The sequence below is a fragment of the Dehalobacter sp. genome (genome assembly GCA_023667845.1).
Taxonomy (GTDB): Bacteria; Bacillota; Desulfitobacteriia; order Desulfitobacteriales; family Syntrophobotulaceae; genus Dehalobacter.
On record JAMPIU010000053.1, the window covers coordinates 85,736 to 111,370 of the forward strand.

Sequence of the window (25,635 nt, forward strand, 5' to 3'; positions counted from 1 at the left end):
ACCTTAAATATTCACTGCGAGAATTTCTCCGCGTTCCGAACCATCCCACCCCTGCCAATTATACTCCCTGGCCCTGTTCAGATATTCCAACACATAAGAGGTGATCTCTTCTCCTCCTGCAATAAGCGGGATGCCGGGGGGATAAATCGAAATAGTTTCTCCGGAAATTAAACCAAGGGCATCCTTTAGTTTCACCGGTTTCTTGGCTGCCAGCCATGCTTCCCTCGGTGTCAAATGCATCGGAGGGATAAGCAGAGTGGAGCCTGATCTGGCAGAATTCTGAGATTGATCCGTTCTTCGCTCCTTTTGCTGTCCTGCCGGCCGACGGTACTTGCCCACCAGGTATTCTAGCGCCTTCGTCAAATGACGTACGTCCTCGGGCCTGCTGCCTGCGCCGAGCATAAAAAGAATATTTTCTTTGTCCCATAATTCAGGCTCAATCTGGAATACCTTTCTTAAAAAATCTACAGCTTCAAACGCAGTCAAGCCCAAACCCGAAACATTGATCAGAATTTTGGACCAATCAACATCATAAATACCATATTTCCCGGAGTCCTTACCTGTAAGTATCCGAAAAGGTCCCTCCAGTTTTCGGTGCAGCAGACATACTTCCACGTAAAGATCCTGCCAGATCTGTGTCTGTGTTAATCCTTCAAGCGCCGTTTCCAGAGAAGCCATCAAAAGATAGCTCGGACTGGAAGTCTGCAGAAATTCCAATGATTTTTTTAGGGACGTGCGGTCAACTCTGCTGCCCTGTACATGGAGCATCCCGGCCTGAGTGAGCGCCGCGAGGGTCTTATGGGAACTATGGAGTACCAGGTCTGCTCCTTCGGCTACGGCACCGGCAGGGAACAGCTCTCCCTGCAAATGGGAGCCATGGGCTTGATCCACCAGGATCGGAACAAACGGAGCATTCCCGTCCCTTTGCTTGATGATTGTTTTGAGATCTGTGACCGTTCCGTAATAACTTGGACTCGTCAGATGCAGTGCCCCAATTCCTGCCAGATCGTCGGAATATTCTGCCGCATCCATTCCTAGAGCCAAATGAAAATCCGGATGAATAATCGGAGCAATATATTCGGGAACAACCCCCGACAGAATCAAGGCACCAAAAACGGATCGGTGTGCCCTGCGGTCAATTCGGACTTTTCTGTCTGTCAGCCGCGTGCCGGCCATCAGCGCGGCAAACATAGACTGGTTACCCGCAGTACCTCCGTTAATCAGAAAAAAGGTCTCTTCCGATCCATAAGCTTCCGCAGCTTTTTTCTGTGCTTCAGCGATAATCCCATGTGGATGGTGGAGCATATCCAACCCTGGAAGTTCCGTTAAATCATAATCCGGAAACATCATTCCGGACAGTAGTTCCTTACTGCCTTTATGACCAGGCGTATGAAACGAAATCATACCCTGCCCACAGTAGTCATCAAGTCCTTTTCTCAGTGAATCCACCGGGTTCCTCCCCACAATAGGTATCATTTTATTTTAGCATATTTTCACTTGTATTTCACCTTTGTTTTAGCGATTTGACTGTCCACATATGTAATCAGCAGACTGTCCGTATAGGACTTTCCGTATAAGCAGTAAATTCTCCTGATACGTTGGGGTCCGGACATCGGCTGTCATAATTTGTTCTTCACAAGCTGAGCAAATAAACTTTCCGGCAAGGCGAAGCCCGTCATACAGACCATTTAAGGGAGTATTCCGGCACAGTGAACAACGTGGATAAATATTATGCATTGAGACTCATTCCTTTCGGTTAACCAAAATGCTTACTGTTTATTTAGTACCTTGTCAACCCTAAAATTATTATATAATGGGATCAGATTTTTTTAAGGCAAGTAGCTGCAAGACACGCAGTATTAAAAGAAATCTGCCACCAGGATATTATAAGATCTAGGGTTGATATGGTACTTGATGCTTATAGTATATTCTTCCCTTAAAAAAGAGTTATTAGTACCCTTTTGCCGGATATGGAAACTAAAAAAAGAGGCTGCCGCGGCAAATGTTCATCATCTGCCTGCAGCAGCTTCATTGTTTGTTCTCCAATTTTGCAGTGTTAGTTCCAATCCTGATCATTCAGGCGCTTGTATGATTTGTAGCGTTCTCCGGCAAATTTTTCGGCTCCTTTAAAAAGGTCTTCCGCCGTATCCGGGAAAGTACGAAGCAAGGAGCTGTATCTTACTTCAGACATGATAAAATCTCTGAAGGACGCTGATGGCTCTTTCGAATCGAGGGTAAACGGTTTTTCTCCTTTTTCGAGAAGATCCGGATTGTAACGGTACAGATGCCAATACCCGGCTTCAACAGCTTTCTTGGCCTGTGTGACACTGGTCGCCATACCGGAATGAATGCCATGGTTGATACAGGGTGCATACGCAATAACCAGAGAAGGTCCTTTGTACGCCTCTGCTTCCTGAATGGCCTTTAAGGTCTGAGTCATGCTGGATCCCAGAGCAACCTGGGCAACGTAAACATAGCCGTAGCTCATGGCCATCATGCCGAGATCCTTTTTGCGGATTTTCTTGCCGGCTGCAGCAAATTTAGCAATGGCAGCACGTGGTGTTGCCTTGGAAGCCTGACCGCCTGTATTCGAATAGACTTCTGTGTCGAGAACCAGAATATTGACATCATCGCCTGAAGCCAGGACATGGTCCAGTCCGCCGTAGCCGATATCATAAGCCCAGCCGTCTCCACCGATGATCCACTGTGATTTTTTGACCAAGTGATCTTTCTTCTCCCAAATCTTTTGCAGAAGTTCATTGGACTTCACATCGACGGAAGCAAAAGCGTCAAGCACTTTTTTGGCAGCAGCCTTGGAGGTATCTCCATCATTCATATTCTCTGTCCATTCCTGGAAAGCTGCTTTCATTTCCGCAGGAATATCCAGACTGAGGGCCTGCTTCATTTCGTCAGCCAGTCTGCTGCGCATCTGCTGAACGCCAAGATACATACCATACCCGTATTCAGCATTGTCTTCAAACAAGGAGTTGGCCCAGGTAGGTCCTTTACCTTCTTTGTTGGTGGTATATGGAATGGAAGGAGCACTGCCGCCCCAGATCGACGTACAACCTGTGGCATTTGCAACCATCATCCGATCCCCAAACAGCTGGGTTAAGAGTTTTACATAGGCAGTCTCTCCGCAGCCGGGGCAAGCGCCGCTGAATTCAAGCAGCGGTTTAACAAACTGGCTGTTCTTCACGGAATATTTATTGGCAATTTTGTCTTCTTTACCGCTTAAAGCCACTGCATACTCCCAGAGAGGAGCCTGGACCGCGGTCATCTCTTCGACTTCCCTCATAACCAGCGCTTTTTCTTTCGCAGGACAAATATCCGCGCAGTTGCCGCAGCCTGTGCAATCGAGCGGGCTGACCTGCATGCGGTATTGGAGTCCGGCCAGATCTTTGCCGGCAGCCTTGACAGCAGCAAAAGCTTCCGGAGCCTGAGCCGCTTCCTGCTCATCCATCAGGAAAGGTCTGATCGCGCTATGCGGGCATACATAAGAACATTGGTTGCATTGGGTGCAGTTATCTTTGATCCATTCAGGAATCGCAGTACCAATCCCGCGTTTCTCGTAAGCCGAGGTCCCCAGAGGAAATGTTCCGTCCTCACGGCCTAAAAATGCACTTACCGGAAGTTTGTCACCTTCCTGGGCAGCCATAACACGCGCAACATCTTTAATAAAGGCAGGGTCTTTCTCATTTCCGAGGAAAATGCCCTTATTGGCATCGGCCTCAGCCCAGGATGCGGGAACTTCAACTTGCACAAGTGCATTACATCCGGCATCGATCGCCTTATTGTTCATGTCAACGACTTCCTGTCCCTTTTTGCCATAGGCCTTAACAACCGAATCCTTCAGGTACTGAAGCGCATCCTCCAGCGGAATGACTTTGGCCAGCTTGAAGAAGGCCGACTGCATAATCATATTGATCCTGCTGCCGAGTCCAATTTCCCTGGCAATCTTGCCGGCGTCAATAATATAGAACTTGGCATTCTTAGCCGCAATGGCTTTTTTGAGTGCATCAGGAAGCTTTTCGTCCAGTTCCTCCACCGGCCACTGACAGTTTAATACGAACGTACCTCCAGGTTTCAGTCCTTTCAGCAGATGATATTTATCCACATAAGACTGGTTATGACAGGCAATGTAGTTCGCGGTATTGACAAGATAAGGCGCTTTGATCGCGGTTTTGCCAAATCTCAGATGCGATACGGTCGTACCTCCTGATTTCTTGCTGTCATAGGCGAAATAAGCCTGAGCATAGAGTTCCGTGAAATCTCCGATAATCTTGATCGCCTGCTTATTGGCACCGACGGTTCCATCCGCACCAAGTCCCCAGAACTGGCAGCTGATGGTTCCTTCAGGGGTTGTATCAATAAATTGCTTCTCTTCCAAAGAAGTAAACGTAACATCATCAATAATGCCGATCGTGAAACCGTGCTTGGGACTTTCCGCTTTCAGGTTCTCATATACCGCGAGGATCTGAGAAGGTGTGGTATCCTTGGAACCCAGACCATAGCGTCCGCCGACAATTACCGGTTTTTCGGCCTGCTTGGAGAAAACATCTACAACATCAAGGTATAAAGGTTCGCCAAGGGAACCCGGCTCTTTGGTACGTTCCAATACAGCTATTTTCTTGACTGTCTTGGGCAAAGCTGCGATAAAGTGTTCCGCAGAGAAAGGCCGGAACAAACGAACCCTTAATACACCTACTTTTTCACCCTGGGCTGCGAGATAATCAATCGTTTCACTGATTGTATCCCCGACAGAACCCATAACAATAATAACCCGCTCAGCATCCTGAGCTCCATAATACTGAAAGAGCTTATATTCACGTCCCGTAAGACCCTTATATTTTTGCATATATTCTTCGACAATCCCAGGCACCGCCTGATAAAAACTATTACTGGCTTCGCGGGCCTGAAAGTAGATATCGGGATTCTGGGCGGTCCCTCTGAGACAGGGATGTTCAGGATTCAAGGCATTGTCTCTGAACTGTTTCAATGCTTCCCAATCAAGCAGCGTTCCAACTTCTTCATACTCCGGCACGTTGATTTTGGAAATCTCATGAGAAGTCCTGAAGCCATCAAAGAAATGAAGGAACGGCACTCTGGCTTTTATTGCAGAGAGGTGAGCGATGTAAGCAAGATCCATGGCTTCCTGCACACTTCCGGAACTTAACATCGCAAAGCCGGTCATCCGGACAGACATGACATCCTGATGATCGCCAAAGATGGACAAGGCATGTGCTGCAAGTGCTCTGGCACTGACATGAAAGACACCGGGCAGCTGCTCACCGGAGACTTTATACATATTCGGAATCATCAGAAGCAGACCTTGAGAAGCCGTATACGTCGTAGTAAGCGCTCCGGCCTGCAGCGAACCATGAAAAGCACCAGCGGCTCCGGCTTCCGATTGCATCTCAACTACCTTCATCGGTTGGCCAAAAATATTCTTACGGCCATACGCAGCCCATTCATCAACAAGCTCTGCCATGTCGGATGAAGGGGTAATCGGGAAAATAGTAGCTACTTCGGAAAACGCATATGAAGCATGCGCAGCAGCTTCGTTCCCTGACATTGTTTTCATTTTCGACATTTGTTTTCTCCTCCTCAATCTTCTTGTTTGTTTTTCTTTCGTTAGAGATAACCCCTATCCGACCAATTAAATAAAAGAAACTAAAAAAATAACATTAACGGATTGAAAATGTTGCTTCGGCCAGTAGTATGCGATTAAGAGTAAACTACCTGGATTAGGCTACAAATACAGGGAACTATTTTTTTACGATAGTCCCCTGCTATTTTAGTATACTTTTTATTTGTTCTATTCGTCAAGCTTAATTTTGCTGCAACAGGGCTTATTTAAAAAAGAATACTGTATTCAATCAGACAATTTATATTCCTATTAATTGCAGAACAGCAAGCACAATTACCCCAGGAAATCCAAGTATCGCGACAACACTCACGGTAAAAATATTAATCGGGATCTCAAATGAAAAAATGCTTAACAGCAAATCCACGACCCATAAACCGACAATTCCGCCAAGGATGTGAATGAAGAGCTTAATCAGTTTATTGGGTTTTCTTAATGAGGCCACGGTCACCAATATTAATAGGACAATAAACAACCCTAAAAAAACGAACGTCATGATGATGATTCCTCCCGCCGTATATCCTGTTATCAGGCTATGCCGACAGTGGACAAGATAGAACCAAAATAGCAAAGGGAGTATCCCAAATTCAGATACTCCCACAATGATCAATACAATCTAAAAATACGGACCGACATCTGATTTACAGCTGACGTCTGCCTTCGAGCGCCCGGGCAATGGTGACTTCATCCGCGTATTCTAAATCTCCGCCTACCGGCAGGCCATGCGCGATCTTTGTCACTTTAATCTCGATGGGTTTTAGGAGCTTTGAAATATACAATGAGGTGGCCTCACCTTCAACCGTTGGATTCACTGCCAGTACAACTTCCTGAACCCCTTCCAGCCGGTGGAATAATGGAGATAGATTAAGCTGCTCCGGCCCGATCCCTTCCATTGGCGACAGTACACCGTGTAAGACATGATAAAGCCCTTTATATTCGCCGGTCTTCTCCAGCGCAATCACATCGCGGGGCTGTTCTACGACACAAAGAAGCGTTCTGTCCCTGCGCTCCCCTGAACAAATTTTACATGGATCAATATCGGTATAATTCCCGCAAACCGTGCATTGTTTGATTTCCTGCAACGCTTTTGTCACTGTCTGCGTCAGATCACCGGCTTGATCCGGATGCCTCAAAAGATAAAAGGCAAGGCGCCCTGCAGTCTTCGGCCCAACCCCAGGCAAGCGAGAAAATGCCGCAATCAAATCGGATACTGGCTGAGGGTAATATAGATAATCCATAAAATGTATACTCTCCAGAATTTTTCTAGTCCCTTGTCAACCTTAAACTGATTAGATTTAGCGTTAAACGGTATCAATGTTTTAGAATAATCCGGGAATATTGAATCCTCCGGTTGCTTTGGCCATGCCGTTCTCGACCATCGCCTGGGCATTCCTAAGTCCCTGGTTGATTGCAGCTTTAATCATGTCCTCGAGTAGTTCAGCGTCATCCGGATCAATCGCTTCCGGCTTTATTTTAAGTTCCAGAACTTCCATTTTACCGCTGACAACGACTTCCACCATGCCGCCGCCTGAAGATGCCTGAATACTTTGACTTTCCAGTTCTTCCTTCGCTTTCATCATATTCTCTTGCATCTTCTGTGCCTGTTTCAGCATCTGGTTCATATTGCCCATTCCGCCACCGCCTTGTTTAAATCCCATGAATAACACTCTCCTTATTCGACTATTCTTTTTTTGCTATTGCTTGATTCTTTTTTCTAACATTCGTTTGCTCGCTTATGGCTCGCTTAAAGCTGTCTATCATCTATATTACTTTTCTTTTCGCACCTGCACAAGCTGATCTCCAAATAATTCGCGGGCTTTTTGGACCAAATAGTCGTCTTCAGCTGGTCCCATCCGGTCCGTTACTCTTTTTTTTGACTCTGTAGAATCCGCAGCTTCAGCCGGCAGAGCCTGAACCTCACTTTCAATAAGGTTGTTCAGACTGAGTTTTTTACCAAATGTTTGCAGAAGTACTTCTTCCACAACATTTTTATTTTCTACCTGATTGAATTTGTCCCGGTGGAAAGAATAGCCGTCTTTAAAAACCAAATAGACCTGATCATCTTTTACGGCAAGCGGTTTTCCCTCCAGCAGGAAAGCATGGGTAGATCTTTTCCGTTTCCGGACTTCCTCGAGTATTTCCGGCCATTTATCCTGGACCGTCTGGAAGTTGACACTGCCTTGTTCAGCAGCAGGTAAGGTTTCAGCCATATTCTGGTCCTGTTCGGTGGTTTCAACTGCCTTCGTTGGAGCCTCATCCTTACTTTCAGCCGGATGTTTACCGGCCGTCTGCACGGCCTTTTGCGGCTGTTTAACGTGCGTTTCTTTAGGCCGGTTTTCGGTTGTATCAGTTGAACCCCCCGCTATATCTGCTCCAAAAATGGTCTGCACCAGAATCATTTCCGCTGCCAGACGGGCATTTGTCGCGTAGCGCAATTCCCCTTCACCCTTCAGAAGGACATTGATCCAGCAGAGAAGCCGGTTCAGACCGATTGCCTGACTCTGCGCAACAAGCCGCCGGGTCATCTCAGGTGCCATCAAAGGTTCCTGACCGCCGGTCAAATATAACAGCGCCTGCCGCAGATAGTCCAACAGTTCGCGGATGATTTGCCGGGGATCCCGACCCAGAGAAATTCCTTCTCCGAGCTTAGCCAGGGTCAAAGCATAATCTTGATTCAGCAGGGAATCCGTCAGATCTGCACTGAATGTTTCCCCAACCATGCCGATCACCTGATAAACATGCTCCATCCTGATAGGATCATCCTGCAGTAGACACTGGTCGAGGATGCTTAATGCATCGCGCAAACCACCTTCGGCCTTAGCCGCGATAACCCGCAGTGCTTTGGTCTCGATATCCCGCCCTAAAGCCTGACACACCTCCTGCAGTCTCATCGCAATGCCTTCCGCGGAAATGCGGTGGAACTCAAATCTCTGCACTCTGGATAAAATCGTCAGTGGCACTTTATGGGCCTCCGTCGTTGCCAAGACAAAGACAACATTGACCGGTGGCTCCTCCAATGTTTTGAGCAAAGCATTAAAAGCCTCAGGTGTGAGCATATGGACTTCATCGATAATATATACTTTATATTTGCCGCCGGACGACGCCAGCTTTACTTTCTCTCTTAAATCCCGGATTTCATCAATGCCCCTGTTGGAAGCGGCATCGATTTCCAGAACATCCATCGCATTTCCCTGGTCAATATCCAGACACGATGCACACCGGCTGCACGGTTCAGCGCCATCCCGGTCGGAGCAGTTCAGTGCTTTCGCCAAAATCTTCGCTGCCGAAGTCTTTCCTGTACCCCGGGGTCCGCTGAACATATAAGCATGCGCGACCTTATTCTGGTTCAGTGCATTAGTCAAGGTTATTTTGACATGTTCCTGGCCCACCATCTCACTGAATTTTTTGGGCCGCCACTCTCGATAAAGTGCAAGATATGCCATGTTATCACCCGTCACTTCCTAAATTCATAAAGAATACTTGGCCGACGCCAAGCCGTTGGCGGAAGCCTTAGTTGCACTTAGATATATCAAAAAGCAATATACTTTCGGATATACGACCAGAAACTTGAATTTTCTGATACACCAAAAAAGATGGTCTCCAAAACCACCTTATATGAATAAAGACCGTGCACCTTTGATCGAACCAAAACCTCCGGACGTTAACCCTGCTCAAATGTTCATTCCCGGTCACCTCGCGGCACACAGAACTAACTCCTTAGTGCTGCTTCCGTCAGGATCTGACACGGTTCAAAGCGTTCCGTTGCGCAAGACCAGAAACTCATCACATTCAAACATGGACTGCTCCGACGACCAGATCCTCATCAAAGGAATTAAACCCCGCTATAGCGGATTGCGGGTTACAAGGAACCGCTGACTCCCCGTCTAGCACGGTCAAACTTTATTATACCATGAAAAAGAAAGTAAATAAATAAAAAGCCTTAAATGTCAAGGCTTCGAATAATGTCAATGGCGGAGAGAGTGGGATTCGAACCCACGACACAGTTCATCACCATGTACCCGCTTTCCAGGCGAGCGCCTTCGACCAACTCAGCCAAACCCGCATTCTATAAGGGTTTTACGCCATTAGCATCAATGCTTTTCATATTCCTGTTGGCTCGTTTTATTACACACCTACTTTGAATACTATATCATAAAAAATAATTTTGACAACACTAATGTGTATGTAATATTCCCCATTTAAGCAATTTGGTCTTAAATAAATTTATAAAAAGTGGGTACAGATTATTCTGTACCCGCTTGATATTCAAGTAGTCTATAAAAGGAGCATCTGACTTAATAAATGAGACTTTGGTTAGATATTTTCTTCGAAAATTTCAAACCCTTTCGGAATTCTTTTCCGTATCACAATAAATCCAAAACTAACAAATACTATAGATAAAAATATAGAAAGATAAAGTGAAAAAGTTTTACCTTCTACTGTTAATTCTGTTACGCTATTTGGAGCAAATAAGGCCAAAGAAAGTAATAGCAATCCCATTATTATATAAAATATACCAAACCATTTTCTAAAATTTTTCCTTTTCATTATTAAATCTATTATGTCTATTGCCAAGAATGGTCTAATAAACTTTTGATGCTTTTTTCGAGTATTTACTTTCCCAGCACTTTTTATTGTTCCGCAAAATTGAATGTCGTTTGAAGAATTGCCAGTGTGTAATACCTGAATGACAGCTCCTTCTTCAAAATCTAAATAATCAAATTCAATAGCATAACTTTTCCCTTGCTCAATTTGGTGCAATTTTACGTCATTTGATTCCTTCTTAGTATATATTATCTTTGCTTCTAAAATTAGATAATCATCTTTACATTTTATCAGTAATGGATCTGCTGAAGCAATATCACTATTATTTATAGTATCCTTACCATCATTCCATAAAGCAATTTTTGTTACTGTAACATTTGGTATTTTATTTCCATTGTACAAAATTTGTAATCCGTTAAATTTTTCTACTGAATCACGTAATAAATTTATACTTCGTATTTGAACCTTTGGGTTCTTTGTCTTTTTACTTTTGATGAAAAATATTATTCCTAGGATTAGACTAAGAATACCAATGAAAGTCGAGATAATTGCTAGCCACGGGTTTGTAGCTAATCCATATATTAAACTATTTATTTGTACATGCATCAGCTGTCTCCTTTATCCAATTGTTTTGGGAAAATTAATATAAGAATTAACATAATAAATAGCTTCAAATCAAAAAAAGTTATTCGTCGCTTTCATTATCTGTCACATATTTCATAAATAAATACGACACTATTCTGTAAATTCCTGTTTATTTAGAAATTTATCGTGATATAGCTCATATTCGAACTATACTAACAGAGGTGTCTACCTTGGTGTACTTAACGACTTGCACAGAAATAATTAAGACCATTTAATGTAAACTACCCCCCACCAAAAAAGAAGAGGCTATATCCCTTCTTCAAGATTATTTGTTATTTTGGTAATCCAGCCTTCCGTTTCCTCATTTCCCTTGTTAAAGTCGCCTTACTAATTTTGGTCATTTCTGCAACCTGAGTATAAGAGTATTTCTCCAACAAATCTAAAGCATGGTTTATTTGAGTATCAGTAAATAATTTTGGTCTACCTTCTTTAAATCCTGCTTTGGTTTTTGCTATTGCCTTACCAGCTTGTGTACGTTCAACAATCATATCACGCTCAAATTCTGCAAATGCACTCATTACAGTTAATGTGACTTTCCCTATAGGGGAATCCTCTACCATTCCCATATTAAGTATATTTACGCCAATACCTTTAGCCATCAATTCTCTAATTAAATTAACGCCTTCTGTGGCTGTCCTTGCAAATCTATCAAGCTTTGTAACTATAAGAGTATCGCCAGATTCGAGTGTATTCAGCATTTCATTAAACACTGGTCTATCTGTTTTTGTGCCAGTATAACTTTCTTTGAAAACTTCTGAACAGCCTTTTTCCTTTAATGCTTTTTCTTGATCTTCTAAACTGTTCCCACAATTCGCCTGTTGTCTTGTGCTAACTCTGGCATAGCCTATAGTTTTCATAATATTTACCTCTTTTCAGATCATAGTTTTGACCATATGTTTTGATTACGCTCTATGCCTTTATTTTACTACAACAAAAAATCATAGTCAATACTGTTAAGTTATGACTATTACAATTAATTACTTTCAAGTAATTATCCGTTTAATATTTGGCTCAATATTATTTTAATTTTATATTTATCTTATGAAGTAAATTGATTATTTCTGAAAAACCAAACATAAAAATACCTGTAATAATACAACCAATAATATACGGTAAAGCAATTCCAGTATTACTACCTGTCATTAGAATTCCAATAATAATACCAAAGATGATAGTAATCCATCCTAAAACTTTTATAATAGTAGCAATAGTATTTGAGGGGTTAACATAATCTGCTGTTTCTTTAATATTAAGGCTTAACATTTCTCTAGGATTTATTTTCTTCCCGCAATCTGGACAGAATTCAGGAACTTGATCTGAATCATTTTTGGTTATTATCGCTTCACAATATGGACAGGCTTTTACTTTCATTGTCTTTTCTCCCTGCTTTTTTGGAGCTTTGATATTTCCGTCTTCAATATTTTTTATTTGACTTTTTGAGTATGTTGCCTCTTGGCTTGATGGAAACTCGCTGATAATCTGATTGTAAAGTTTTAAGGCCTCTTTATAATCGCCTTCTTCATAATGAAGATGATACGCTTTTTGGTAGATATCTGACGGATTCATTTACTATCATCCTTTCTTATTCTTTAATAATGGAATTAATTACATTGAATACCACTATATCCTATTAATAGTTAAATTCTCCGAATATGTAATAACTCCTTTCGAATAAGAAGGAAAAAAACACGGTATAGAGTATTATATCGTCTACAATTCCCAAAACGCAATTTACCAAGGTTTTCAGCCATAAATATGGTAAAAAAATGATCATATTGTTCGCATCATATAACATCATTTTTATAGCAGAAGTGATAAATTTACTCAAATCATCAAAATAAAGTCGGTCTTGCAGTCCGAACACCTTTCAGAAAACGCCCTATTCAAGCGTGTTTCAGCATTCAAGACCACAAGACCGCACATTTTCAAAGTATGACACATTAAGATTTCTAGTAAAAATATCCCTTATATTTATTATATTATTCTTTGGTCTATCGGTCTTATACCCCTCAAACGCTTGATAATACTGACTTTTTACGAGACCGCTCCGAGACCGCAAGACCAAGACCAACCTTTATAAATCGCTCAAATCAATAACTTCATTCAAATTATATCTGTCTACCAACTCCTTTAATTGATTAGTGGATATGCTATAAAGCCTTGTCTTTTTACTGTTTATCGTAAGTCTTTCACAACTAATATTAAATTTATTATTTAGCATCGTAGTTAGATAATTTTTAGTCTTTAACCAACCAAACTCCTCGGTTTTTTTGAATTTCTCAAATACTTCATCTGAATCATACAATTTATTTTCGCCATCAATTTTCTTTGGCTTCATCGTCGGAATGATGTCGATAAGAACGCTGATTAATTTATAAGAATCATTCTTTTCAATATTGACCTTTGATCTTTCCTTACTGGAATCAAGGGAGAATTCATTCAATATCTGTTCAAATGACGTTTTGTGCTTGCTATCAATGAAATTGGCGATTGAGAATAATACTTCCCAAATGTCTTTTTCCCTATCAGACAATTCATTTGGTAATCTTATAAGATTGCTGTCGTATATTCTCTTGATACTATCTGCATATTGAAGACCACAAATATATAGTTCATCTCTCAATTCTCTGAGAAATTCCTGTGTTTCATTGTCTAGCTTATATCTATCGATATTTATCCCTTTGGGCTTTTTGAATATCTTTATTTTGATACATCTATCCATTAAAACGTCCGATATATCATCTATACCAGCAAAGACTTTTGGAGAGTATGATGAAAATGGAGTTGGCTTAAAAGAATCGCCTTGTCTGTCATTTCTGATTACTGATGCTTCTGCATTGAAACCGCTATTTAAAAGAGTCATTATGCCCTGCTGATTATCCTTTTTAAGCTTCTCAAATTCATCGATCAATAATGTTGCACCATCAACGTCAACAAGTCTAAATACAGAGGCTTCAGAGTGGTTTACAGCCATCACAGCGTTAAATGCGAGGGGTAATATTACTTCCATGACCCTTGTCTTTCCGCTTCCTTTATCGGCATTAAGCCAAATATATGGGTAATATCTAAAGATTTTATAGAAATATGTACCTATCACCCATAAGGTTAAAATAGTAAATATTCTATTGTCCTCAAAAACAACGTACTTTTTCATGTGAGAAATTATATTATTAAAACACTCCAAAATATTAATGCTATTTTCACCTTTAATAAAATTGACTGCTGATACTGCTCTAAAATTACACATAGCAGGGACATTATTATTTCTGAGTTTTATGCCTTTATCCTTTAAATCGGAATACTTTATAACCTTTTTATCTGAACCGACAAGGTAATATAGATCATCGTTTGTGAATGTATATACTAAATTATTATTGCAATAATCTTGTGATGGATTAATGACCAGCGTTTGCTGAGTATCCTTTAATTCGTCCAGAATTCCTTTGGTATAGTCATCAATTTTCTGCTTCTTCAAAGCTATTTATTTCCTCCTTATTCTTCATATGAAATGATAATTTTAATTTGTTTATTGCCATCTAGGTCAGCTTTAAAATGAATGTCATTATTACTATTCTTAGCTTTTATTGGCTTATTTGTTGGCTTACTTTTTTTCTTATTGTCATCATTGACAACAAAACAATTTTCTGGGCTGAAACCAATAGTCATATCTTTTCTTTGAATCTTTGACTTCCCAGGTATGTACCCATAGTCTATATGCCAGATATAATATCTAAGAAAACCCATCTCACCTGACCATTCATTACACATACCTGCATTATAATCTGTTAATGTTTTTCTCCCGCATGGTGAATTTTTTTTGCCATGACTTGAATTTGCTATCCATGAAGCTCTTATTTTTTCCATATAGGGATGGGATTCTTTTATTTTTTTAGACAGAGGGATATTATCATTATTTTTATTGGGCTTTTTATTCATTTAATAATTCTCCTTTTATTATTAAAAATGGGTAGATTTAATCAAGGGATATAAATCTATACCCCTTAATCACAATTTTATTGATATGTCCGTGAAAATCATGTAATATTAGTTTGCAAATAATTCTTACATGCCTACTGCTTTGGGGGCATGTTCTTTTTTATATTCTTCTTTAAATTCTTGTTTTTGTTTTGAGCGTGCTTTAGCAACACGATCTTCTGCTAGATAAAGACCTTTTGATTGAAAATCTCTTCTAACCCTTGAAATGGTTTCATAGGAAACAATAGTTTCAATTGGCGGTAAAATCATTCCATAATAGATTTGAGCGTAAAGTCTAAATAGATAGTTATCATTGTTGCGGGATTCTGGATATTCACTAAGGAGTTTAGCGACTTTATCATGAACTTTTGATATTTTTGACATCATATCACCTCCTTTCTAGTAAATTATGACTTTTAAAACTATATCTAAAAACAATATCTTATCAATTATAATTACCAATAATCATGAGGTATTATCTTCCTCTGATCAGGCGTTAATTCCAAGTTGTTTTGATAATGTTTCAAAGAGTTTATCATCCTCTTTATACATATCAGTGGTAATATCTGGGTAGCAATCTTCTTTAATAGGTTTAACATAGTCATCCATGTCATAGATGGTAACAACTCTCAAAATATCGTCTCTAAATTGAAGCACTAATGAAAATGAAAAACCTTCATCATCTAGGAATTCGACCTCGTATACTCTAAGTGGTTGATTTGTTTCTTCATCAATAAACCATCCTTCATTTAATTCTTTTAATGATAATCTTGTTCCACTATTATCAGCATATTTTTTTAACTTGAAATAATCATATTCTTCAAGATATCTATCAAAACAAATATAGTTCGTGTTACTCATAATTTTAAAACCTCTTTTCTACTTCAAAATTATATCTATTTCAATTGTCAAGCCATTAGTAAATTCTAAAACGTAAATTTTATGATTAATTTTATTCCCTCTAAAAATTACTTTTTCTAACATTTTATAGTCAAATGAGAATTTATCATATTGGCTATTATTTTTGATAATTATTTTATTTTCTTGTACTCCTATTGACCCCCATTCAAATACTAATTTTGGAATTTCCATATTCGAGGCTATCATTTCTAAAACAATTCTTTTGTAATCTCTAAAGGAATTACTTTCTATATCTTGTAAAAAGTTTTCTAAATCTAGAATTTCGTCTTCAGAGAACATTATTGTTTCAGATCTTGACTTTGATAATTTGCTTTGGTAATACTGCTTTAATATTTCATTCTTGTCTTCGGAAGTAATTTCATTCTTAGTCAGAAACATAACGTTAATACCCAAAAAATTTGCTATCTGATTATTATATTTTCTAGGATTTTCCGATTTATAGACAACATTCAACGATTGAGATGAAATACCCAAATACTTAGATACATCCTTTTGTTTCACTCCTAACATTTGAATTATTTTTTTAATTTGATTCATGAACAACACCTCTGAAAGTATACTAACATAAGAAAATAACAACTACAACTAATATATTTATATAATAAACTGATACATTTATATTACATTTATAAGAACGTTTATAGAATATATGTAATTAAATGAATACCCCTCAGAAGTACCTCTTTTGTGGCTCTGAGGGGTAAGATTAAGTGAATATAATTCTTTTATTACTAAGATAAAAATTTAATAAATAAGTGCTTTAATAATAAGCTTAACTGCATCCCTAAAACCCTTCTCATAGGAAATTTCAGAATGAATAGACCCTATGCAACCAGAAGCCAGTTCTAGTTCCTCTATAAAACTACTCTGTTCCTGGCTAATGTCTTCGGCTTTAAGCTTATTCCATAATTCACTGGTTTGATTTAAATATTTCTGGTATTCATCATTACTTATAATCATTTCATTTAGTTCTTCTTCATGATTTTTTATTAGGTTTAAAATTGACATAACTTTTTTCCTCCACTACTTATTTAATTATCTCTAGTTTTTATAAGCTTTATTAATAAAAAGCCCGTACTGAAAAGTGCCTTTCTTGTGGCTTTGAGGAGTATTTAAGTTATCTAATCTGATTGTTTTGCTTTCACAACAAAATCTTTTAAGAGGGTTATAGCTGTCAAAATCACTCTTCAAATCATCTAATCTACTAATAACTAATGAATTACACTCAGAAGGCCATTTTGACGCTCTGAGAGGCATTGATAATATAAATAGTTTATTTTCGTTTTATCCTGCTTTTATGGCTGTACTCGTCAATTATTGAAAACTTTTCAAAATCGTTAGTCAAATCATTACCGTAAAGGTTAACATATTGTCTGGTTATCTCCATCCCAGAATGCCCTAACAATAACTGTAATTTAAAGGCATTACCACCCTTTATAATATAATTTTTAGCAAAGGTATGTCTAAATGCATGAATCGAAGTTTTTTCAACCCCTCTTCTCTTGTTGTAACGTGATATAGCGTTTTGTATTGCGTTTCTCGTAAGTTGTTTTCGTTCAAAGTTCGGAAACAAATAATCTTCACGATTAAGCTTCCAAGTCTCAATATATTCGTATAGCACTTTTGAAAATGATTCTGCAATGGGAGAAAACATTTGCTTCCTGTTTTTTGTTTTTCTTAATTTGACTATGTGTTCTGGAAAACCCACGTCCTCCACTTTAATATTAATCACCGAATTTAGTCTATTTCCAGTTTCCAGAAAATATTGAACCATCACCCAATCACGGTATTCTGAAAACGAACATTTTTTTAAGTCAGGTTTCTTGAGCAGCTTGATTATTTCGTCATCGTTATAAACTTCTTTGATATGTCTCTCTAGCTTAATGAGCCGAATGTTGAATTTTGGTACATACTCTGATTCCATCGCATATTTCAAAAATGTTCTTGTTGCTCTCAGATAGGTGTGAATTGTAATCTTGTTTTCATATATTTCCTGAAGGTTGACAATAAAGTCATCAATATCTTCCTTCGTGATACTATTAATATAGTGAATACCATTGTTAACTAAGTAAAGGTTTAAAGCCTTCAGATTCCATTTATAAAAGTTTATTGTGGCCTCTGAAACTCCAAGAACCTTCCTGGAAGTAATAAACCTTTCATAGTACTCACCATATGTCAGTTTTTTATTTTCCGCCCTTTTAATTTTTTTATCGCTTTCCTTTGACCATCGATAGACATTTGAACTTTGAATACTCATCCCTACACCTCCAAATAAATAATTAAAAATATGTCAGGTGTGTAAGAATTTAGTGTACTCGCTTCTTTGTCATTGCTAAGAGCAGAAAAACAAAAAAATCAATGCTTCAAAATTATTCAAAGCATTGATATTACTGGTTTTATTATGGCGGAGAGAGTGGGATTCGAACCCACGACACAGTTCATCACCATGTACCCGCTTTCCAGGCGAGCGCCTTCGACCAACTCAGCCATCTCTCCGGGTCTGAAACAGTAATTATTTCATTAATATCAGTTTTTCGCAAAAGATTTAACAAAGTCGCAAATGTTATTATACTGGCTCGGACAGCGGACGTCAACTCTAATTCAATATTAATGTTTCTGCAGCTTTTGCCCGTTCTGCTCATCAGCCAAATTTACTTTCAGTTCTGTCAAATTAGCTAAACTTGCTTCCTGCTTTGTATTGCTTAACGGTTCAACGGCCCCGAAAATGAACATATTCAGGAATTCCAATCCGACCTGTTCAAAAGACATGCCGCTCTTCAGGATAAACTCAGGACTGAGAATCTCTGACATCGCTGTTAACAGTGATGTCTTAAAAATCCCGGAATCTACCCGTAAACGCAGTTTACTGCTGACCAGAAGGTGATCGATCAGCCTGTCAATCTTTTTCTGACGGATCTGGTCAATTTTTTGCCAGAGCATCGGATAATGATGGCTTAAATCAGCTAAAAACTGAGGATTGATCAGATAAGAAATATTCTGAAGGGCCCCGACAATGATCGTATTGATATCTTTTGAATCGGAAAGCCTCAAATTCCTGGCAATAATTTCATCCGTTACCTTATCAATCGTTGCTTCAAACAAGTCTTCTTTGCTGACAAAATGACGATAAATCGTCCTTTTGCTTACTCCGGCCGCTTTAGCCAGCTCTTCCATAGAAAGACGAGAAAAACCCAGCGCATTTTTTATGGCTAGCTGTTCACAGGCTAGAATGATTTTTTCCCTGGTATTCACGATAATTACTCCCTTTAATCTAATTTCATGCTTAAATTGTACAGCTAAAATTTTAGGTAAATAATCAGACAATTTTCTTCTTAAACTTCAGAATACTGATCGTAAGAAACAACACTGAAAATAAAATCAGGCAAATGACCTGGCTGACCAGGTAGGAGAAACCAATTCCTTTCAGAACAATTCCTCTGATGATGTCCAGGTAATATGTCAGCGGAATCACATCGCTGAGATAGTAAATGATCCTGGGCATGGCGTCCCGCGGGAAAAGAAAACCCGAAAGCATAATACTCGGAAGCATGATAAAAAAGGACATCTGGAAGGCCTGCATTTGATTTCTGGCGATATTGGATATCATAATCCCCAGGCCCAGGGATGCAGTAATAAAAAACAATGTTAAACCATATAGTTCCAGCAGACTTCCTTTGATCGGTACTCCAAACACCAGGACCCCGACCAGTAGGGCAACGGTAATCTGAATATAGCCCAGAAAGATATAAGGAATGATTTTTCCGATCATCAGCTCATACGACTTGATCGGCGTAACGATAAGCTGCTCGAGCGTTCCCTTTTCCCTCTCCCGGACCAGGGACATCGATGTCATCATCACCATGGAAAGTGTCACAACAATTCCCAGGATCCCGGGCACCATATAATAAGCAGTGATTCCATCTGGATTATACCAGGCCCGTACTCGGATGTCGTACGGCGGATTGGTCAGATCGATATGCAATTTCTGGGTAATGATTTCCTGTGATTTCAGCAGGCCGATGGAATTAGCTGTCGCCATAGCCTGGTTCGCAACCATATTATCGCTCGCATCGACAATCACCTGGACAGAGGCGGATTCGCCCTTTTGCACATTATTAGCAAAACCAGGCGGAAACACGATTCCGACCTTTGCCTTGCCGCTGTCTATCATATCATTCACTTCCTGAAAACTGTTGGCCGCATAAAGGACGTCATAATACCCCGAAGCGCTGAAAGCCTCCAGTAAATCTCTACTCTCCCCGCTTAGGGACTGATCAAATACCACCGTTGGAATATGTTTGACTTCCGTTTGGATCGCATAACCAAAAAGAAGCAGCTGAATTAGAGGAAGCATAAACACCAGTCCCAGCGTCAGCCTATCTCTGCGAATATGTAGGAATTCCTTATAAAGAACAGCCTGAATTCTTCCCATTCGTATCCTCCTCTTCTATTCGGCGTATCCCGAGGTTCTTTGCTGTTTGGCCAAAGTTACAAAAACATCTTCCAGGGAGGGCATAATGATTTGAGGTTCGCAATCCAAGTCCTGCTCCAGCTGTGAAACATCGTCTGCTCCTGTCAGCAGAACGTGAAGGAGTGCTCCGTGGACCGTACATTCCTTAACATAAGGTATTTTTCCAATTTCCTTTACGCGCTGCATACCATCCTTGAGATTTAGCTCAACCATGCAGCCTTGAATTGTTTTCTTTTTGAGTTGATCCGGACTATCCACCGCTATAATTTTCCCGCCGGAGATAAACGCGGCTCGATGACAGCGTTCTGCTTCATCCATAAAGTGGGTTGTTACCATGACCGTGGTTCCCTCATTTGTCATTTTTTTTATGATCTGAAAGAACCTTCTGCGGCTGGTCGGGCTAACCCCGCTGGTCGGTTCATCCAGGAAAAGCAGCGGCGGTTTGGCAATGATAGCGCATCCCAAGGCAAGCCGCTGCTTCCAGCCCCCGCTTAAGTTACCGGCAAGTTCATTTTCCCTTCCTGTCAGATCGGCCATCGCAATCATTTCATCCATTCTCCCGGATAAATTTTTGCGTGGAATTCCATATAAGCCTGCATAGAACTTTAAATTTTCTTTCACTGTCAGATCATCATAGAGGCTGAATTTTTGCGACATGTAGCCAATGTTTTGTTTAATTTTTTCGGCTTCCTTCCGGAGATCATAACCCAGGACTGCCGCCGAGCCCCCGGTTGGTTCCAAAATGCCGCAGAGCATCCGGATTGTCGTCGATTTGCCTGCGCCATTCGGACCTAGAAACCCAAAAATCTCCCCTCTTCTGACCTGAAGCGAGACGTTGTCAACCGCGGTAAAGTCACCAAATTTTTTTGTCAGGCCTTCGGTAATAATCACATTTTCCATCTATTTACCTCCTGCCATGATGACAAAAACATCTTCAATGGATGGAGCTGTTTTTTGCAGCCTGCCGAGAGTACAGCCCTTCGCCGTAAGGGTCTGTTTGATTAAGGCTTCCGCTTCGGCGTTCTTGTCTATGATCAAACGGTACTTATCTCCAAACAGGGAATAATCCAGAATTCCATCTGCTTCCCCAAACAACCAGGGTTCTTTTGTATCGGCCATAACCTCCCAGACCTGATAAGGAAATTTTCCCTTCAGGCCCACCGGCGTATCCAGCGCATGAACGCTTCCCTCATTCATGAACGCTACTCGGGTACAAAGTTCCGCTTCATCCATATATGGGGTAGACACCAGAATGGTCATTCCTTCCTGGTTCAACTGATATAAAATCTTCCAAAACTCTTTACGGAACTCCGGATCGACACCATAGGTCGGTTCATCGAGAATCAACAGTTCCGGCCTGGTGACAAGCGCGCAGGTCAGTGCCAGTTTTTGCTTCATTCCGCCGGAAAGTTGATCCGCAAATCTTTTTTTAAACGCAACGAGATTGGTAATTTCCAGAATCTCTTCCGAACGCTGGATAATGACTTCTTTTTTAAGGCTATACATCGATCCGAAAAAAAGTAAGTTCTCCATAACCGTAAGGTCGCCATAGAGGCTGAAACGCTGAGGCATATAACCAAAATTTCTGGCATCGGCGTCTTTTCCTTTTTCCCGTTCTCTATCCGTGGTGCCCAAAACCCTCACTTCACCGGCATCCGGGGTCAGCAGTCCGCAGATAAGCCGGATGAGCGTCGTTTTGCCTGCTCCGTCCGGACCAATTAAACCAAAAATTTCTCCCGTGTTGACGTTCAGATTCACATCGTTAACGGCCAGCAAAGATCCAAATTTTTTAGACAGCTGATTTACCTTAATCATCGGCCGTCTCTACCTTCTTGATCATAACATCTGCCGGCATGCCCGGTTTCAATAATCCTTCGGAATTGTCCACTGCAATTTTGACTTTGTAGACAATATTGGCCCTTTCTCTTTTGGTTTGAATCGTTTTGGGGGTAAATTCTCCCTGGCTGGCAATTTCTGCAATCGTGCCTGTAAATACCCTGTCTAGACCACTGATCGTGAAATCCGCTCTCCCTCCTAATTCTATAAAAGGCAGGTCATCTGTCGGTATATATACGTTAATCCAGACCTGGTCCAGATTAACAACCGTGGCCAACGTCGATCCGGCCGTGACATATTCACCAATTTCATAATTTTGGGTTTGAATGGTCCCGTCAATCGGGGATTTTATCTGCAGATCAGCCAACTGGGCTTCCGTTACTTTGACAACAGTTTGCATCATCTTTACCTGATCTTCGGCAGTTATAATGATATGGTCACTGCTTCCCGACGGCAAAGCATCCAGATTGTTTTGTGCAATTGCAACATTCAGTTTGTCTCTTTCCAGCTGCGCTGTCAGATCATTACGCTGTATCTCGGCAATGATATCCGCTTTTTTGACCTTGTCCCCGGATTTCCCCTGAAAATTCTGAACCTTGCCGGCGATCATTACACGCAAGTCCACGGTGGTAGCTTCAATCGTCCCGGATGCCTCAACCATCCTGTCATTGGAAGCATAAAAATACTCCCACCCCAGGTAGCCTGAAAGCAATACAACTGCAGCAATAATGGCTGCCACAATTTTCTTTTTTTTCGCCATTTTCGCTTCCCCTTTTCAAATATGCTTTTCTTTTTCTCTGCCGTTTCAGCAATATCATACAGGATGTGATGCAGTTTATCTATACTATTTTATACTAAAGTCACGAATTTATGACTATAGTGACATTGTAGCACAGCAACATATTTTTGCAAGATTTTTGGTATACTGATAATAATATTGTATCATTTATTAAAGTGCCAAGGAGGTTGATCCAATGAAAATTGTTCCTAAACCTATCGAACATATATTAAAGAAAAAGAACATTCTTTGGAGCATGATCGTTTTGGTTTTCTTGTTTTTTAGCGGATGTTCTCCTGCCGAACCTAAATCGTCCCCTTCTCCCACCGACAGACAGACTGAAAATATTGCCGCATACATTCCGTTGAGCGTCGGCAATTATTGGCTCTATGAAGGAATTGGAAACGAATATGCTTCGTATACAGAAAAGGTTACATACCAGCAGCGTAATCAATACCAGGTCATAATTGACAATGGCGGTACTGTTACCACTAACAGGTATGAAGTTGCAGCAGACCGTATCGTTAATACCTTCAGACAGTCTGAGTTCTATGAAGATAAAAATATTTTGGATCAACCATCAAATATTAAGGCTATCCTTCTGCAATCACCGCTTACCGCAGGCAATTCGTGGACCAGTGAAGGAAATTCATATGAGATCATTGACACGTCCGCCACGGTAGAAGTACCAGCTGGTATTTTTGAAAATTGCCTGACTGTAAAAATCACGTATCCTGAAAGCAGAAATTACAGCTTATATTACTATAAGAAAGACGTCGGTCTAATCAAATCTGAGTATGTGATGCCGGAAAACGAAAAAGTAGTCTCGCAGCTTAAAGAATACGATGTCCAGCACTAGTGCCTTGTCAACCCTCTAATTCATGTAAACCACCGAGGAAAACTCTGTATGGCAAGGAGCTGCAAGACAACGCCGTATACGCCGTATACTGAAATTTTACCAGCAGGAATATGTAGATTTAGGATAGGCATGATACTAAATAAAGAGGGTTTGCTCTGAATCAATGTTCAAACAGCAAACCCTCTTTATATTTAGATCGAATGTTTGTTTCTTTTTTTCAGGATAGCCAGACTTAAAATCATAAGCACGAATGCCGCACCGCCAATAAGATAATCTTCTCGACGGTTTATCCATCTATTATTAGGATCCTGACCGGGCGCTTCCTGCCAATTCATGCCCGGCATCTTTTGCTTATAATCCATTCCTTCTGGCATATTTCCCGGTGGCTGCATGCCTGACTGATCTTGTCTTATATCAGGATGTATTCCCTGCAGCCCTTGCTCTGCCCGTTGTCCCCATTGCGCCTGTTGTCCCTGTCTTGTCGGCGGCGGCTGTAGCCCACCTGCATTTTCACCGGCCGCATCCTCTGTTGTTCCCGATGAAGGCAGTTCCCCGCTTAGCTGTTTGGAGACATTATCAATCCGGTCACGAATAAATGTAGCCAGTCCTATCAAATTTCCGCTTCCCGGCATATTCTTTCCAGCCCCAAAGCCGCCTCGGGATGTGGTCTTACTGTCTGTTATAGGTTCCTGAGAAGAGCCTTCGCCGATTGCTTGTTCAAATTGTTCCAGCGTATAGAACTTTGTTGGGTCACTTGTGACATAAGGTCTAATCAGATCAGCGGTTTTCTCGATTTTAGCCGTCATTTTCTCCAAAGCAAAAGGCCCTTGGATAAATGCTTTCATGTATTGGTGATAGACATCCTTATACGCCTGTACTTCGAGTAGTTTGCCCAGCAGTGGGCGCTGGTCTAATGTCGTTCCGGAAACCGGCTGATCAATCGACAGCGCAGTACCTCCGCCAAATCCACCAAAGGACAAATTATAATCCCAGGGGAGGAAACTGAATACACCGTCCTCCTCATATAAATAATAATTGTGGGTAAACTGTCCCTGATAGCTGTCCATATTGACTAGTATGGTGTTAACTGCAAAATATCGCAGGATCTCGTCAATATTTAGGTACGTTTCTAAATTCCCGCCTTCATCCAGTGCTTTGATCATCTTGACTAAAGCCTCATTGCTGCCTTCTTTCAAGGCGGTCACAGCTTGCAGGCCGCTGTAGGATTCAATATTGTCATCACTGTAAACCAGATCGTTTCCTTCACCCCGATCGCCATACGGTTTATAGAGTGTCCCATGGTCCTGGCCAAAGTACCTTTCCGCATATGCTTCTTCAACGCCCTCAACTGCCAGATACAAACCTGCTGGATGATCATTGATATAAAGGTTCGCGTAGCAATAAGCAGGAACAGGAACGTCCATCTCTTTCAGCAGTGAGTAGGATAGATATTCCCGCATGCAGGACGCATCACCCCAGCCATTATTCAAATTCAGTTTGGTCAGTCCCGAGAGGCTTTGCCCTTCAATATAATGATCAAAATCAATTTTGAGGCTATAGCGGTCGGAATTGCTTCTCAGGACTGAATTAAGACTGGAATTGCCTTTGGTACGGATTCCGACATTTTTTGTCTTAACGCCATTGATCACAACCTGAGCCTCTTTATATTCTTCCTCTGCAGGATTTTGCAGCATGTCCTGATAATCCGCCTCAGGGATTGAAATGCGAATTTCAATGACTTTGTCCGGATCGAAGAAACGTTCCGTATAAGCGGAATAAACAGACTCTGCAGAGGAGCTGCCTTTTCCTGTTTTTTCAGTGTTCAAACGGACATTGGCACTATCTCCCTGCTTGTAAGACAGTGCCGCATAGGCGGTCGTTAAGGTGCATACTGTAAGCAGGGCCGCAACCACCCCTGTAAATTTTTTGTCCATGTTTTAATCCCTCTTTTTTCAGGT

Annotated in this window: 23 protein-coding genes, 1 tRNA gene and 1 other RNA gene; 1 reads left to right on the forward strand and 24 read right to left on the reverse strand. The window is 40.9% G+C overall.

Translation table 11 applies throughout. The features are described 5' to 3' along the window. Window positions 1-3: 3 nt before the first annotated feature. From NC238_03995 to NC238_04105, 23 genes are all read right to left on the reverse strand, one after another. A complete protein-coding gene (locus NC238_03995; protein ID MCM1565120.1) occupies window positions 4-1,449 on the reverse strand; it encodes an amino acid decarboxylase in 1,446 nt (481 codons plus the stop codon). Between the two features lie 607 nt (window positions 1,450-2,056). After that, window positions 2,057-5,593 carry a pyruvate:ferredoxin (flavodoxin) oxidoreductase gene (gene nifJ, locus NC238_04000; GenBank protein MCM1565121.1) on the reverse strand — a complete coding sequence of 1,179 codons (3,537 nt, stop codon included), beginning with the start codon at window positions 5,591-5,593 and terminating at the stop codon, window positions 2,057-2,059. 295 nt (window positions 5,594-5,888) lie between these two features. Further along, the gene (locus NC238_04005; protein ID MCM1565122.1) at window positions 5,889-6,143 is read right to left on the reverse strand and encodes a pro-sigmaK processing inhibitor BofA family protein; all 255 of its coding nucleotides are present in this window, start codon (window positions 6,141-6,143) and stop codon (window positions 5,889-5,891) included. 145 nt (window positions 6,144-6,288) lie between these two features. Beyond that, window positions 6,289-6,885, reverse strand: a complete 597-nt coding sequence (gene recR / locus NC238_04010; GenBank protein MCM1565123.1) for a recombination mediator RecR — start codon at window positions 6,883-6,885, stop codon at window positions 6,289-6,291. Between the two features lie 81 nt (window positions 6,886-6,966). Further along, window positions 6,967-7,305 carry a YbaB/EbfC family nucleoid-associated protein gene (locus NC238_04015; protein MCM1565124.1) on the reverse strand — a complete coding sequence of 113 codons (339 nt, stop codon included), beginning with the start codon at window positions 7,303-7,305 and terminating at the stop codon, window positions 6,967-6,969. 108 nt (window positions 7,306-7,413) lie between these two features. Next, a complete protein-coding gene (gene dnaX, locus NC238_04020) occupies window positions 7,414-9,090 on the reverse strand; it encodes a DNA polymerase III subunit gamma/tau (protein ID MCM1565125.1) in 1,677 nt (558 codons plus the stop codon). Window positions 9,091-9,273: 183 nt separating this feature from the next. After that, window positions 9,274-9,540, reverse strand: an RNA gene (ffs, locus tag NC238_04025) — signal recognition particle sRNA large type. Window positions 9,541-9,961: 421 nt separating this feature from the next. Next, window positions 9,962-10,798, reverse strand: coding sequence for a hypothetical protein (locus NC238_04030; GenBank protein MCM1565126.1), 837 nt, complete (start codon window positions 10,796-10,798; stop codon window positions 9,962-9,964). 311 nt (window positions 10,799-11,109) lie between these two features. Further along, window positions 11,110-11,694, reverse strand: coding sequence for a recombinase family protein (locus NC238_04035; GenBank protein ID MCM1565127.1), 585 nt, complete (start codon window positions 11,692-11,694; stop codon window positions 11,110-11,112). Window positions 11,695-11,854: 160 nt separating this feature from the next. Beyond that, window positions 11,855-12,403, reverse strand: a complete 549-nt coding sequence (locus NC238_04040; protein ID MCM1565128.1) for a hypothetical protein — start codon at window positions 12,401-12,403, stop codon at window positions 11,855-11,857. Between the two features lie 508 nt (window positions 12,404-12,911). Next, window positions 12,912-14,312 (reverse strand): hypothetical protein, encoded by a 1,401-nt coding sequence (locus tag NC238_04045; protein MCM1565129.1) that lies wholly within the window; start codon window positions 14,310-14,312, stop codon window positions 12,912-12,914. 17 nt (window positions 14,313-14,329) lie between these two features. Then, window positions 14,330-14,773, reverse strand: a complete 444-nt coding sequence (locus NC238_04050; GenBank protein MCM1565130.1) for a hypothetical protein — start codon at window positions 14,771-14,773, stop codon at window positions 14,330-14,332. A gap of 126 nt (window positions 14,774-14,899) precedes the next feature. After that, window positions 14,900-15,199 (reverse strand): hypothetical protein, encoded by a 300-nt coding sequence (locus tag NC238_04055; protein ID MCM1565131.1) that lies wholly within the window; start codon window positions 15,197-15,199, stop codon window positions 14,900-14,902. Between the two features lie 102 nt (window positions 15,200-15,301). After that, the gene (locus NC238_04060) at window positions 15,302-15,673 is read right to left on the reverse strand and encodes a hypothetical protein (GenBank protein ID MCM1565132.1); all 372 of its coding nucleotides are present in this window, start codon (window positions 15,671-15,673) and stop codon (window positions 15,302-15,304) included. A gap of 18 nt (window positions 15,674-15,691) precedes the next feature. Then, entirely contained in the window at window positions 15,692-16,270 is a 579-nt protein-coding gene (locus NC238_04065; protein MCM1565133.1) for a hypothetical protein, read from the reverse strand. 207 nt (window positions 16,271-16,477) lie between these two features. Further along, on the reverse strand, window positions 16,478-16,741 hold the full coding sequence (locus tag NC238_04070; GenBank protein ID MCM1565134.1) for a hypothetical protein: 264 nt from the start codon (window positions 16,739-16,741) through the stop codon (window positions 16,478-16,480). Window positions 16,742-17,006: 265 nt separating this feature from the next. Next, window positions 17,007-17,990: a tyrosine-type recombinase/integrase gene (locus NC238_04075; protein MCM1565135.1), complete on the reverse strand. Its 984-nt coding sequence runs from the start codon at window positions 17,988-17,990 to the stop codon at window positions 17,007-17,009. A 145-nt stretch (window positions 17,991-18,135) separates the two neighbouring features. Continuing rightward, window positions 18,136-18,229: transfer RNA gene (locus NC238_04080), tRNA-Ser, on the reverse strand. A 111-nt stretch (window positions 18,230-18,340) separates the two neighbouring features. Continuing rightward, window positions 18,341-18,985 (reverse strand): TetR/AcrR family transcriptional regulator, encoded by a 645-nt coding sequence (locus NC238_04085; protein MCM1565136.1) that lies wholly within the window; start codon window positions 18,983-18,985, stop codon window positions 18,341-18,343. Window positions 18,986-19,049: 64 nt separating this feature from the next. Beyond that, the gene (locus tag NC238_04090; GenBank protein MCM1565137.1) at window positions 19,050-20,165 is read right to left on the reverse strand and encodes an ABC transporter permease; all 1,116 of its coding nucleotides are present in this window, start codon (window positions 20,163-20,165) and stop codon (window positions 19,050-19,052) included. Between the two features lie 15 nt (window positions 20,166-20,180). Next, window positions 20,181-21,104, reverse strand: coding sequence for an ABC transporter ATP-binding protein (locus NC238_04095; protein MCM1565138.1), 924 nt, complete (start codon window positions 21,102-21,104; stop codon window positions 20,181-20,183). After that, the gene (locus NC238_04100; GenBank protein ID MCM1565139.1) at window positions 21,105-22,019 is read right to left on the reverse strand and encodes an ABC transporter ATP-binding protein; all 915 of its coding nucleotides are present in this window, start codon (window positions 22,017-22,019) and stop codon (window positions 21,105-21,107) included. Next, window positions 22,012-22,800 (reverse strand): efflux RND transporter periplasmic adaptor subunit, encoded by a 789-nt coding sequence (locus tag NC238_04105; GenBank protein MCM1565140.1) that lies wholly within the window; start codon window positions 22,798-22,800, stop codon window positions 22,012-22,014. Before NC238_04105 ends, NC238_04100 begins: the two co-directional genes overlap by 8 nt. Before the next feature lie 214 nt (window positions 22,801-23,014). On the opposite strand from NC238_04105, the gene NC238_04110 reads away from it, so the two are divergent. Beyond that, window positions 23,015-23,677: a hypothetical protein gene (locus tag NC238_04110; protein MCM1565141.1), complete on the forward strand. Its 663-nt coding sequence runs from the start codon at window positions 23,015-23,017 to the stop codon at window positions 23,675-23,677. Between the two features lie 191 nt (window positions 23,678-23,868). Here the strand turns inward: NC238_04110 and NC238_04115 are convergent, their stop codons facing one another. Then, entirely contained in the window at window positions 23,869-25,611 is a 1,743-nt protein-coding gene (locus tag NC238_04115) for a CotH kinase family protein (GenBank protein MCM1565142.1), read from the reverse strand. Window positions 25,612-25,635 lie beyond the last annotated feature (24 nt).

Excerpts from the sequence above, each read along its gene's own strand:
- NC238_04050 (MCM1565130.1), bottom strand. The coding sequence starts at position 14,773 with ATGAATAAAAAGCCCAATAAAAATAATGATAATATCCCTCTGTCTAAA.
- NC238_04065 (MCM1565133.1), bottom strand. The coding sequence starts at position 16,270 with ATGAATCAAATTAAAAAAATAATTCAAATGTTAGGAGTGAAACAAAAG.
- NC238_04070 (MCM1565134.1), bottom strand. The coding sequence starts at position 16,741 with ATGTCAATTTTAAACCTAATAAAAAATCATGAAGAAGAACTAAATGAA.
- NC238_04115 (MCM1565142.1), bottom strand. The coding sequence starts at position 25,611 with ATGGACAAAAAATTTACAGGGGTGGTTGCGGCCCTGCTTACAGTATGC.
- NC238_04055 (MCM1565131.1), bottom strand. The coding sequence starts at position 15,199 with ATGATGTCAAAAATATCAAAAGTTCATGATAAAGTCGCTAAACTCCTT.
- NC238_04090 (MCM1565137.1), bottom strand. The coding sequence starts at position 20,165 with ATGGGAAGAATTCAGGCTGTTCTTTATAAGGAATTCCTACATATTCGC.
- NC238_04015 (MCM1565124.1), bottom strand. The coding sequence starts at position 7,305 with ATGGGATTTAAACAAGGCGGTGGCGGAATGGGCAATATGAACCAGATG.
- NC238_04095 (MCM1565138.1), bottom strand. The coding sequence starts at position 21,104 with ATGGAAAATGTGATTATTACCGAAGGCCTGACAAAAAAATTTGGTGAC.
- NC238_04005 (MCM1565122.1), bottom strand. The coding sequence starts at position 6,143 with ATGACGTTCGTTTTTTTAGGGTTGTTTATTGTCCTATTAATATTGGTG.
- NC238_04040 (MCM1565128.1), bottom strand. The coding sequence starts at position 12,403 with ATGAATCCGTCAGATATCTACCAAAAAGCGTATCATCTTCATTATGAA.
- NC238_04060 (MCM1565132.1), bottom strand. The coding sequence starts at position 15,673 with ATGAGTAACACGAACTATATTTGTTTTGATAGATATCTTGAAGAATAT.
- NC238_04100 (MCM1565139.1), bottom strand. The coding sequence starts at position 22,019 with ATGATTAAGGTAAATCAGCTGTCTAAAAAATTTGGATCTTTGCTGGCC.
- NC238_04105 (MCM1565140.1), bottom strand. The coding sequence starts at position 22,800 with ATGGCGAAAAAAAAGAAAATTGTGGCAGCCATTATTGCTGCAGTTGTA.
- NC238_04035 (MCM1565127.1), bottom strand. The coding sequence starts at position 11,694 with ATGAAAACTATAGGCTATGCCAGAGTTAGCACAAGACAACAGGCGAAT.
- NC238_04030 (MCM1565126.1), bottom strand. The coding sequence starts at position 10,798 with ATGCATGTACAAATAAATAGTTTAATATATGGATTAGCTACAAACCCG.
- NC238_04075 (MCM1565135.1), bottom strand. The coding sequence starts at position 17,990 with ATGAGTATTCAAAGTTCAAATGTCTATCGATGGTCAAAGGAAAGCGAT.
- dnaX (MCM1565125.1), bottom strand. The coding sequence starts at position 9,090 with ATGGCATATCTTGCACTTTATCGAGAGTGGCGGCCCAAAAAATTCAGT.
- nifJ (MCM1565121.1), bottom strand. The coding sequence starts at position 5,593 with ATGTCGAAAATGAAAACAATGTCAGGGAACGAAGCTGCTGCGCATGCT.
- recR (MCM1565123.1), bottom strand. The coding sequence starts at position 6,885 with ATGGATTATCTATATTACCCTCAGCCAGTATCCGATTTGATTGCGGCA.
- NC238_04110 (MCM1565141.1), top strand. The coding sequence starts at position 23,015 with ATGAAAATTGTTCCTAAACCTATCGAACATATATTAAAGAAAAAGAAC.